Here is a 10,542-nt window from a genome sequence, read left to right on the forward strand (position 1 = left end):
GAGAAGTCCTTGAGGCTAGGTCGGTGCGCGAGGCGGAAAGATCCGCGTGGGCATCCAGAAAATCAGCAGGATCAACGCCACCGCGACACCGGCCATGACGTAATAGAGGTCCGCAGAGGTCAGTACCACGGCCTGTTGGTGCAGGCGGTGCGCCAGGCCCGCCGCGTCGCCGTCGGCCAGCGGTGAATTGCCCAGTCGGTCCACCAACATCGTCGAGTGGAAGTGCAGCCGCTGGGTGGTCAGTACCTCAATCACGGCCGTGGCGATCACCGCCGCGAGGCCTTTTACAGTGTTGAACCAGGCCGAGGCGAACGGCCCATCAATCGGCTGGATGCTGCCGGTGGACAGCATCAGCAGCGGCAGTACGGCCATCGGCTGACCAAAAATTTGCAGCAGGTAAAGGCCATAGAAGTCATCGCGAATCCACGCCGAGGTCAGGTGTGCGCTGCCGATGCAGCACAGCACCAGCATGCTCAAGCCGATCCCCAGCACCCAACGGCAATCCACCCAACGCAGGTTGCACAGCGCCGCCACCAGCGGCAACGCGATCAACTGTGGCAACGCCATCAGCAACATCACCGGCGCGGTTTGCAGCGGCCGGTAACCCTGGACCTGAGCGAGGAAACTCGATGGGATGATGATCACCGAGGTCAGCACCATCAGCACGCCGGCCAGCACCACCAGGGCAAACGCCAGGTTGCGCAGGCCAAGCATCTGCAACTTGAAGAACGGAATCGGCTGCGACCATTCGTTGATCAAAAACAGCACCAGCAACAGGGTGCCGCCGCTTAGCAGGAATGTGATCAGGCCAGACTCGAACCAAGCCAGGCGATTGCCCTGCAACAGACCAATCACCAACATGCAGATCGCCGGAAACCCCAGGAGCAGGCCGCGCCAGTTGAACTGCTTTAATCGCTCCAGGCGCAACGGGTCTTGCGGCAAGCCGTAGGCCACGGCGGCCATCGCCAGCAGGCATGGCCCGACGATCTGCCAAAACGCCCATTGCCAGCCGACGTATTCGGTCCACAACGCCGCCAACGGCGTGCCCAGGCTGGGCCCGAAAGTGGCCGTGAGCGCATAGCCAGCCAGGCCATACAACTTGACGTTGGCCGGCAGGAAACGCAGCGCCACGGTCATCAGCATCGGCGGCAACGCGCCGCCAGCCAGGCCTTGCACAGTACGCAGCACCAACAGGCTTTCGTAGTTCGGGGCAAACGGACACAGGATCCCCAACACCGTGAACAAACCGATGGCCCACAGCGTGAAGCGGCGCAGGGAAAAGGTCACCGAACACCACGGCGCAAACGCCATGGCCGCAACCGAGGTGGCCGTGTAGGCCGCAACCAGCCAGGTGCCTTCGTCAAAGCCGATGTACAGCGCACCACGGATATCCGCGAGGGCGACCTTGGTGACCATCTCGTTGAGCCCGGAAACCAGCACCGCCAGCAACACACCGACCAATCCGATGATGATGCGCGGGCCGAACACGGGCGGGTTCAGCGCAACAGGTTTGGCTGCAGCCTGGAGGGCGGGGGCAGCGAGGGACGTCATGAACAGGTAACTCGGCATTAGAAATACCCGAGCAGTTTAATCAGGCTAATACATGACAAAAAAGTTACTTATCGGCAGGTTATAAGTGCGTCAGACGCAACTGTTAACAACAACGAAATGCTCTAGGCACCGGGCTTGCCTGCGATGCAGGCAACTCGGTCTGTCCGGCAGACCAAGGTGAGGTGATTGCAGGCAAGCCAGCTCCCACCTTTTAAGTGGGTTGGGCTTCCAGCCACGTGGCGTGGCAACTCGCGCGCATGGTCTCGCGCAGCCATTTGTGGGCCGGGTCTTTGTCGAAGCGCGGGTGCCAGGATTGAGCCAGAACCAGCGTCGGCAGGGAGATCGGCAGCGGGAATGAGCGCAGTGGCAGGTTCAGGCGGTTGGCGCTCAACAGGGCTTCCTTGGGCACCGGCAGCAGCAGGTCGGAATCAGGCAGCATGAACATCGCACCGTGAAAGCCGGGCGCGATCATCGCGACACGGCGCTCCAGGCCCTGGGCATTCAGCGCCGTGTCGATCGGACCACGGGCGATACCGCGCCGCGAAATGCTGATGTGGGAATAACTGGCGAAACGTGCGGCGGTGATTTCTTCGTCGAATAATGGGTGGTCTTGCCGCGCCAGGCCGACGAAGGTGGTTGAGAACAAATTCTGCACCTTCACCTCAGGGCTGGCCGGCGGCGTATTGCTGACCCGCAGGTCCAGGCGCCCTTCACGCAGCGCATCGTCGTCGGTATCGCCTTCGGGTACGAAACACAGCTCGCACAGCGGCGCCATGCGCTCCAGGGTGTCGAACAACCGACCGCCATACACCCCGACAAAAAAGTCATTGGCCCTCACGCTGAACCGGCGGCGCAAAGTGCGGAGGTCGACCTGATCCGCCGAGCGAAACAGCAACGCGGCCTGCTCCACCACGTTACGAACCTGGCCCTGCAACTGCAACGCCTTGGGCGTCGGCACCAGGCCGCGACCGGCGCGCACCAGGATCGGATCACCCACCGCTTCGCGAATTCGCGTGAGGGTGCGGCTCATGGCCGCCGGGCTCAGGTTCATGCGCCGCGCGGCACCCACCACGCTGCCCTCGTCAAGCAAGGCGTCGAGGGCGACCAGCAGGTTCATGTCCGGTAGTTGCATGCCAAGCACTCGTGACCAATGGGGAGTGAACTGGGCGCAATCGTAGCAGGGATGAGGGGCTCAGCGCTGCATACCCCACCGCTTCACCGTCAGCCGCTCGAAGGTGTCGAACACCAGGTTTTCTACAAGCAGGCCGATCAGAATCACCACAGCCAAGCCGGCGAAGACTTTGTCGGTGTACAGCTCATTACGGTTCTGGAAGATGTACCAACCCAAGCCGCCCTTGCCGCTGGTGGCGCCGAACACCAGCTCGGCGGCGATCAACGTACGCCAGGCAAACGCCCAGCCGATTTTCAGGCCCGCCAGGATCGACGGCAGCGCCGCCGGGATCAGGATGAACAGCACAAAACGCATGCCCTTGAGGCCATAGTTGCGACCGGCCATGCGCAGGGTTTCCGACACGCCGAGGAACCCGGAGTAGGTATTCAGCGCCAAGGCCCACAGCACCGAATGCACCAGCACGAAAATCAGGCTGTTCTGCCCCAGGCCAAACCACAGCAGCGCCAGCGGCAGCAAGGCAATCGCCGGCAGCGGGTTGAACATCGAGGTCAGTGTGCTAAGCAGGTCGCGCCCCAATTGGGTCGACACCGCCAGCGTGGTCAAGGCGAATGCCAGCACAATGCCGATCAGGTAACCCTTGATCAGCACCGCCAGCGAGATACTCACTTTGCTGAGCAACTCACCACTGAGCAGGCCGTCGAACAGGGCGTGAGAGGTCTGCAGGAAACTTGGCAGCAGCAGGTCATTGTTCTGATAGCGGGCGACCGCCTCCCAGACAATCGCCAACACGATCAGGATCAGGCCTTTACGCAGCCAACCTTGTTGCCACAGGCGTTGACGCAGGGGAAGCTCGCGTTCCACAGGGACGCTGAGCAGCGGTTCGAGGGTGACTTCAAATTCCTGGCGCATGGGGTGCCCCTTCAGTAGGCGATGCGGATATCGGCGAAACCCAACTCACGTTCGGCCTCGGGCGCTTCATCGAACAGCAGGCGATGAATCCGCCGCGCCGACGCCTGGAACTCCACACCCCCCAGGCTGTGCAGGTCATATTGATGGCTGTGAATTTCCGCCCGCACCCGCCCGGGATGCGGCGACAGCAACAGGATGCGATTGCCCACCACCAACGCTTCTTCGATGGAGTGGGTGACGAACAACAGGGTAAAGCGCACCTCTTCCCACAGCAGCAGCAACTCTTCCTGCATCTTGCGTCGGGTCAAGGCGTCGAGGGCGGCGAAGGGTTCATCCATGAGCAGGATTTTCGGTTGCATGGCCAGCGCACGGGCAATGGCCACGCGGGCTTTCATGCCGCCGGAAAGGGTATGCGGGTAAGCCTCGGCGAACGCACTGAGGCCGACTTTTTCGAGGTAATGCAGGGCCCGCTCTTCGGCTTCGCGCCGCTTCAGGGTTTTCGACGCCAGGAGCGGGAACATCACGTTCTGCTTGACGGTTTTCCACGGCGGCAGTTGGTCGAATTCCTGAAACACCACAATGCGATCCGGGCCGGGCTCATCGACCTTTTGCCCCAACAGGCGAATCTCGCCTTCGCAGGGCTTGATAAACCCGGCGACGGATTTGAGCAAGGTGGACTTGCCGCAGCCTGAGGGGCCGAGCAGTACGTAACGGTCGGCCGGGTCGATCTCGAAGCTGACCTGGTGCGTGGCCCGCACCACGCGCTCGGGGGTACGGTATTCAAGGCTGACGTTATCCACCGCCAACAGGGGTTCGACGGTGGTGTTCCGGTTGCTGGCCGCGTGGCCTTGCAGGGGCGCGTTCATTTCATCTCTCTTGCCGGGAATAAGGTTCAGAAAGGCGCGTCGCCCTGAATGGTGGTGCGAAACAGCTTGCGGCGCAGATGGCTTGGGCAACCTGTGGCCAGGTGAATCAGCGAGCGGTTATCCCAGAACACCAGGTCGTGGGGCTGCCACGGGTGGCGGTAGATGTTTTGCGGCAGCACGCTGTGGGCGTAGAGCTGCGCCAACAGGTCGCGGCTTTCGTCTTCCGGCAGGTCGACGATGCGGGTGGTGAACCCTTCGCTGACGAACAGCGCTTTGCGGCCGTTTTCCGGGTGAGTGCGCACAATCGGGTGTACCACCTCCGCGACTTGGGCGAGTTGCTCGGGCGTCAGGGTCGGGCGCCAGTTGCCTTCGAATTTGCTCTCGCTGTAGCGCGCCGTGTAGGAGTGCGCAGCGCTGCGACACTCCACGGCTTTGCGCAGGTGCTCGGGCAATTGCTCCCAGGCTTTGTGCATGTCGGCGAATAACGTGTCGCCGCCCTCGGCAGGCAGCTCTTGGGCGTGCAACATCGAGCCCAGGCTCGGCAGCTCTTTGTACGACAGGTCCGAATGCCAGAATTTGCCCGCGTCACCCAGGCCGATGGATTGGCCGTTTTCGATGATATTGGAGACGATCAGGATTTCCGGGTGGTTGGCCAGCAGGAACTGTTTGAGCACGTGGATCTGCAGCACACCGAAGCGGCGGCTGAAGGCGATCTGTTGTTCGGGGGTGATGCGTTGGTCGCGGAACACCACGACGTGGTGATCCAGGTGCGCGCGGTGAATGCGCGCGAAGTCCGTGTCGTTGACCGGGCGGGACAAGTCCAGGCCAATAATCTCGGCGCCGACGCTACCGGGGAACGGGCGAATCTCGAACGTTTGGGCGGTAGAGGTCGCTGTTGGAACAGTAGAGGTGGCGGACATGAGGGCACTCCCGGTCGGACAGGGGAGTGACTTTATAGATATAAGAACGGACGCTTAAATACCGTTAGCGAATATCGATATGCATTAGGGTTGGGATCTGCAGTGAAGCTGATGGCGCCATCGCAGGCCAGCCAGCTCCCACACTTGAATGTGTTCACAAATCAACATGTGGGAGCTGGCTTGCCTGCGATGAGGCCCTGGCAGGCGATAGAGATTACCGCTCGTGCAACGCCTCGGCCCGCGCCTTGATGATCGGCTTGAGCAGGTAGCTCAGGATGCTTTTCTTGCCAGTGATGATATCCACTGACGCCACCATGCCGGGGATGATCAGCAACGGCTTCTCATCGGTGCCCAAGTGGCTGCGGTCGGTGCGCAGGGTGATCATGTAGTAAGTGGTTTTTTTGTCTTCATCGGTAATGGTGTCGGCACCAATGCGTTCCAGCTTGGCCTTCAGGCCGCCGTAGATGGTGTAGTCATAGGCGGTGAATTTAACGATCGCTTCTTGCCCCGGGTGCAGGAAAGCAATGTCTTGCGGGCGGATCTTGGCTTCCACCAGCAGGGTGTCGTTGAGCGGCACGATTTCGACCATGTCGCTGCCCGGCTGGATCACGCCGCCCACGGTGTTGACCAGCAACTGCTTGACGATACCGCGCACTGGCGAGGTGACCAGCGTGCGGCTGACGCGGTCTTCGAGGGCGCGGCCAGTGGATTCGGCCTTGTTCAGTTCGGTGCGGGCTTCGTTGAGCTGGGTCAGCGCTTCACTGCGGAATTTGCCACGGGTTTCGTCGATCTTGCGCTGCACTTCCTTGATCGCCGATTCGGCGCGGGGAATCGCCAGGGTGGTGGCGTCGAGCTGACCACGGGTTTCCATTTCGGCGCGCTTGAGGCGCAAGACTTCCACCGGCGACACCGCACCCTGCGCCACCAACGGCTCGGACATGTTGATTTCCTGGCGTTGCAGAGACAACTGGCTGCGGTACTGGCCCTGCTTAGAGGTAAATTCGCGCAGTTCCTGCTGGCGCTGCACCAATTGCTCCTGCAAGCCGCCCACTTCGTCCTTCAACTGCTGGCGACGGCTTTCATACAAGGAGCGTTCGTTGGCGGCCTGGCTTGGGGCGGCCTTGAGCACCTCGTCAGGGATGTTCAGCGGGCGATCATCCACCTGCGCGCTGAGACGCTCGACACGCAGTTGCATGGCCAGGCGCAAGGCTTCGGTTTCACCGGCATTGGAGACAAACCGCGTGTCATCGAGGCGAATCAACGGCGCGCCAGCCTCTACAATCTGGCCTTCTTTCACATACAACTCGGAAACGATGCCGCCTTCCAGGTTCTGGATTTTCTGCAGCTTGGACGACGGAATCGCCTTGCCGTCGCCACGAGTGACTTCGTCAATGCTGGAGAAACCCGCCCATACCACCAGAAATACGAAGAACGCGATGATCGCCCAGATGGTCAGGCGGATAACCCGCGGTGCATCTTCGATCAGGGCTTTGTTAACCTCGGGCAGGGGCTGGTTGCGCAGGGAGTCGGAGCCTTTGAAATAGCGGCCAACCGCGCTTTTGATGGACTTAAGCAACACTGATCTGCCCCTTTTTCAACGCTTCCATAACCACCGCTTTCGGGCCGTCCGCGAGGATCTGCCCACGGTCGACGACCAACAGACGGTCCACCAGAGAAAGCAGCGAGGCACGGTGGGTGACCAGCACCACGGTCTTGCTTTGCACCACGGCTTGCAGGCGTTGTTTCAAGCGTTCTTCACCGGTGTTGTCCATGGCGCTGGTGGGTTCGTCCAGCAGCAGGATGGGCGGGTTGAGCAACAATGCACGCGCCAGGGCGACGTTCTGACGTTGGCCGCCGGACAGGTTTTGCCCACGCTCGCCGACTTGCAGCTCATAGCCCTGGGGGTGCAGGCGCGCAAATTCGTGCACGCCGGCCAGCTCGGCGGCTTGCAGGACCATTTCGTCTTCTACGTAACGCGCACCGGACACCAGGTTGTCGCGCAGGGTGCCGGCCAGCAATTGGATGTCTTGGGCGACGTAGCCGATGTTGTGGCGAAGTTCGCTCACATCGATCTGGCGCACATCGACGCCGTCCACCAGCAAGGCGCCGGAGTCTGGCTGATAAAGGCCGACAATCAGTTTGGCGAGGGAGCTTTTACCCGAGCCGCTGCGGCCGATGATGCCGATTTTCTCGCCCGGTTTGATCACCAGGTTGATGTTTTTCAGCGCGGCGTTCTGTTGGTTCGGGTAGGTGAAATTCAGGCCCCGGCACTCGATGGCGCCTTGCAGGGTGCGACGGCTCATCGGGCGCTCTTCGAAATTGCGCTCCTGGGGCAGCTCCATCATCTGGTCCACCGAGGTCATGGTGACCTTGGCTTGCTGGTAACGGGTCAGCAGGCCCGACAGTGAGGCCAGCGGGCTCAAGGCGCGGCCGCTGAGCATGTAGCAGGCAATCAGGCCGCCCATGCTGAGGTTGCCGTCGATGATCTGGTACACGCCGAATACGATCATGACCACGCCGGCCAATTGCTGGATCAGCAGGGTCATGTTCATCGACAGGCCCGACAGCAACTTCACGCGCAACTCAAGCCGGCTCAGGGTGCCGATAGTCTGCTCCCAACCGTACTGGCGCTCGCTTTCGGCGTTGTTGACCTTGACCGCGTCCAGCCCGGCGAGGGTTTCGATCAGGCTCGACTGGCGCTCGGCGGCCAGGGCCATGGTTCGCTCCATGGTCGCCACCAGCGGTTTTGCAGGGCGTAGCCAATGCCGAGGGCAAGCGGGAACGCCAGCACCGGAATCCACACCAAGTGCCCGCCGAGAATCGCGATTACCAGGAAAATCAGCAGCGTAAACGGCAGGTCGATCAGGCTGGTAAGGGTCAGCGACGCGAGGAAATCACGCAGGCTCTGAAACTCATGAATGTTCTGCGCAAAGCTGCCGACCCGCGCCGGGCGGTACTTCATGGACATGCCGACGATGCGCTCGAACAGCGTGGCCGAGATGATCAGGTCGGTCTTTTTACCGGCCAGGTCCAGGCACAGACTGCGCAGGCTTTTGAGGATCAGGTCGAACAGGTACGCGCCGCCGATACCTACGGCCAGCACCCACAGGGTGGCAGTGGCCTGGTTCGGCACGACACGGTCGTACACGTTCATCACGAACAGCGGCGCGGCCATGGCGATGATGTTGATCAGGAAGCTCGCGGCGATGGCATCGGTGTAGAGCCAGCGCGAGCGCATGAGGGTGTCACGGAACCACGAGCGCGCCCGGGGAATCAGGGTGCCGTGGTTGACGTCGAATTTGTGCTGAGGCTGGGCGAAGAAGACCTTGCCGATGTAGTCCTCGGCCAATTGCTCACGCTTGATCAGCACTTCACCGCCGTCGCTTTCGCTGAGCAGGATTCGCGCCTCGTCTTCGCCTTGCCAGCCCACCAGCACGGTACTGCGCCCGTCTTTGAGCAACAGCAGCGCGGGCAGTGCAATTGTCGGAATCTGTTCGAGCTTGCGTTGCAGCAACCGCCCCTGCAGCCCGGCACGCGCGGCGGCGCGAGGCAGCAGCTCGGCGCTCAACCGCTGCGAAGGCAGCGGCAGGCCGGTGGTGAGCATGGCTGCGCTGGCGGGTTTTTGATGCAGGGCACAAAGCGCCAACAACCCGTCCAGTAACGGGTCGTCGTGCAGCGTGCGTGGATCATGACTGAGATGAACTCGACTGACTTCGGATTCCACGCGCTGCACTCTCGACTAACAGATGGGGCTATTGGGGTGGCTCAATTCATCCCAGGCAGTTGGACTTTAGGCTTCACGTCGTTCTGCACGACGGAGGCCATCGGTGCGACCACGCCCTGGCTTTTGAGCAATTCGCCCATGGTCGCCTTGATTCGATATTGAGTAAATAACTGAATGTTCTTGATCTCTTCCAAACGACGGGAAGCGGTGAACAATTCGTTCTCGCTGTCGAGCAAATCCAGCAGGGTACGCTGGCCCAGACTAAACTGCTGCTGGTAGGACGTGCGCACACGGGTGCTGTGATCCACGTATTGCTGAGCCACCGGCAACTGCGCATTCGCGTTGTTCAAGGCGTTCCAGGCAAGGCCCAGTTCTTCATTGAGTTGGCGCAAGGCGTTGTTGCGGATATCCAGTGCCTGGCTGGCCTGATACGACTTGGATTGCAGGTCAGCCTTGTTGCTGCCACCGGCGAACAGGTTGAAGCGCATGCGCACCATGGCTTCCCAGCCGTTACTGTGGCTGGCATCGCCGGATACGTTGTTGTCGGCGTTGGTGCCGAGCTCGGCATCAAAACGCGGGTAGAAGGTCGACTTGGCGGCTTCGTACTGGCTTTCGGCGGCGGAAATGTCCGACTCGGCCGAACGCAGGATCGGGCTGTTGTCGAGCATCTGGCGGCGCGCTTCATTCAGGTCTGCCGGCAGCATGGCCATGAACGGCGCCGGGCGCTCGAGCTGGTCGGGCATCTGGCCAACGGCACTGAGGTAGTTGACCTGCGAGTCGGCCAGGTTGGTCTGCTCGGTGATCAGGTTGTTGCGGGCCTGGGCCAGACGCGCTTCGGCCTGGTCCTGGTCGGCGCCGTTGCCAACGCCGCGCTGGGTGCGCAATTTGATCTGGTCGTAGATGCGTTCGTGGTTGCGCAGGTTTTCTTCAGCCAGGCGCACGAATTCGCGACGGGTCAGCACGTCCAGGTACACCTGGGCGACGGTCAGCCCGGTGCGCTCGGAGGTACCCAGCAACGAGTAAGCACGAGAATTAACGTTGGCTTGTTGACGCCCGACTTCGCTGGAGGTGGCGAAACCGTCAAAAATCATTTGTTGCAGGCGCAAGCTGGACTCGCCGCGATTGAGCGTGTCCCAGTGGTTGCCGTTTGGGCCATTGGCGGCGCGGGTGGTTGAGTTGTCGGTGCCTTCACGGCCGTAACCGGCGTTCAGGTCAACGCGCGGCAGGTAACCACCTTGGGCGGCGCGCAATTGGTAATCGGCGGCGATACGGCTGTTCACACCGGCTTGAATTTCCGGGTGCACATCCAGCGCCTGTTGCATGGCCTGGGGCAATGTTTGGGCTTGTACAAAACTGGCGGCGAGGACGAACGGTATTGCCTTAAACAGGTGCAGACGCATTAAAAAATTCCCCAGGACTTCTTGTCTCAAATCACAGCGA

At 61.3% G+C, this 10,542-nt stretch carries 7 protein-coding genes and 1 pseudogene; all 8 read right to left on the reverse strand.

Going from position 1 to position 10,542, the window contains the following annotated elements; all coding sequences use genetic code 11:
• Window positions 1-15 precede the first annotated feature (15 nt).
• Window positions 16-1,551: an MFS transporter gene (locus tag A7D21_RS26290; RefSeq protein WP_069553065.1), complete on the reverse strand. Its 1,536-nt coding sequence runs from the start codon at window positions 1,549-1,551 to the stop codon at window positions 16-18.
• A 211-nt stretch (window positions 1,552-1,762) separates the two neighbouring features.
• A complete protein-coding gene (locus A7D21_RS26295; protein WP_053253721.1) occupies window positions 1,763-2,683 on the reverse strand; it encodes a LysR family transcriptional regulator in 921 nt (306 codons plus the stop codon).
• 60 nt (window positions 2,684-2,743) lie between these two features.
• Window positions 2,744-3,592, reverse strand: a complete 849-nt coding sequence (locus A7D21_RS26300) for an ABC transporter permease (RefSeq protein ID WP_053253720.1) — start codon at window positions 3,590-3,592, stop codon at window positions 2,744-2,746.
• Window positions 3,593-3,603: 11 nt separating this feature from the next.
• On the reverse strand, window positions 3,604-4,458 hold the full coding sequence (locus A7D21_RS26305; protein WP_053253719.1) for an ABC transporter ATP-binding protein: 855 nt from the start codon (window positions 4,456-4,458) through the stop codon (window positions 3,604-3,606).
• 26 nt (window positions 4,459-4,484) lie between these two features.
• Complete coding sequence (locus A7D21_RS26310; RefSeq protein ID WP_069553059.1) at window positions 4,485-5,378, reverse strand: TauD/TfdA family dioxygenase; 894 nt, start codon at window positions 5,376-5,378, stop codon at window positions 4,485-4,487.
• Window positions 5,379-5,592: 214 nt separating this feature from the next.
• Entirely contained in the window at window positions 5,593-6,957 is a 1,365-nt protein-coding gene (locus A7D21_RS26315) for an HlyD family type I secretion periplasmic adaptor subunit (protein ID WP_053253717.1), read from the reverse strand.
• Window positions 6,947-9,102 (reverse strand): annotated as a pseudogene (locus tag A7D21_RS26320) (type I secretion system permease/ATPase). Before A7D21_RS26320 ends, A7D21_RS26315 begins: the two are co-directional and overlap by 11 nt.
• Before the next feature lie 41 nt (window positions 9,103-9,143).
• Complete coding sequence (locus tag A7D21_RS26325; RefSeq protein WP_069553060.1) at window positions 9,144-10,502, reverse strand: TolC family outer membrane protein; 1,359 nt, start codon at window positions 10,500-10,502, stop codon at window positions 9,144-9,146.
• Between the last annotated feature and the right edge of the window lie 40 nt (window positions 10,503-10,542).

The sequence above is a fragment of the Pseudomonas sp. AP19 genome (genome assembly GCF_001728855.1).
GTDB classification, from domain to species: Bacteria; Pseudomonadota; Gammaproteobacteria; order Pseudomonadales; family Pseudomonadaceae; genus Aquipseudomonas; species Aquipseudomonas fluorescens.

Bases quoted from the DNA above. Each gene is read 5' to 3' on its own strand.
- A7D21_RS26290 (WP_069553065.1), bottom strand. From the start codon at position 1,551: ATGACGTCCCTCGCTGCCCCCGCCCTCCAGGCTGCAGCCAAACCTGTT.
- A7D21_RS26295 (WP_053253721.1), bottom strand. From the start codon at position 2,683: ATGCAACTACCGGACATGAACCTGCTGGTCGCCCTCGACGCCTTGCTT.
- A7D21_RS26305 (WP_053253719.1), bottom strand. From the start codon at position 4,458: ATGAACGCGCCCCTGCAAGGCCACGCGGCCAGCAACCGGAACACCACC.
- A7D21_RS26310 (WP_069553059.1), bottom strand. From the start codon at position 5,378: ATGTCCGCCACCTCTACTGTTCCAACAGCGACCTCTACCGCCCAAACG.
- A7D21_RS26300 (WP_053253720.1), bottom strand. From the start codon at position 3,592: ATGCGCCAGGAATTTGAAGTCACCCTCGAACCGCTGCTCAGCGTCCCT.
- A7D21_RS26325 (WP_069553060.1), bottom strand. From the start codon at position 10,502: ATGCGTCTGCACCTGTTTAAGGCAATACCGTTCGTCCTCGCCGCCAGT.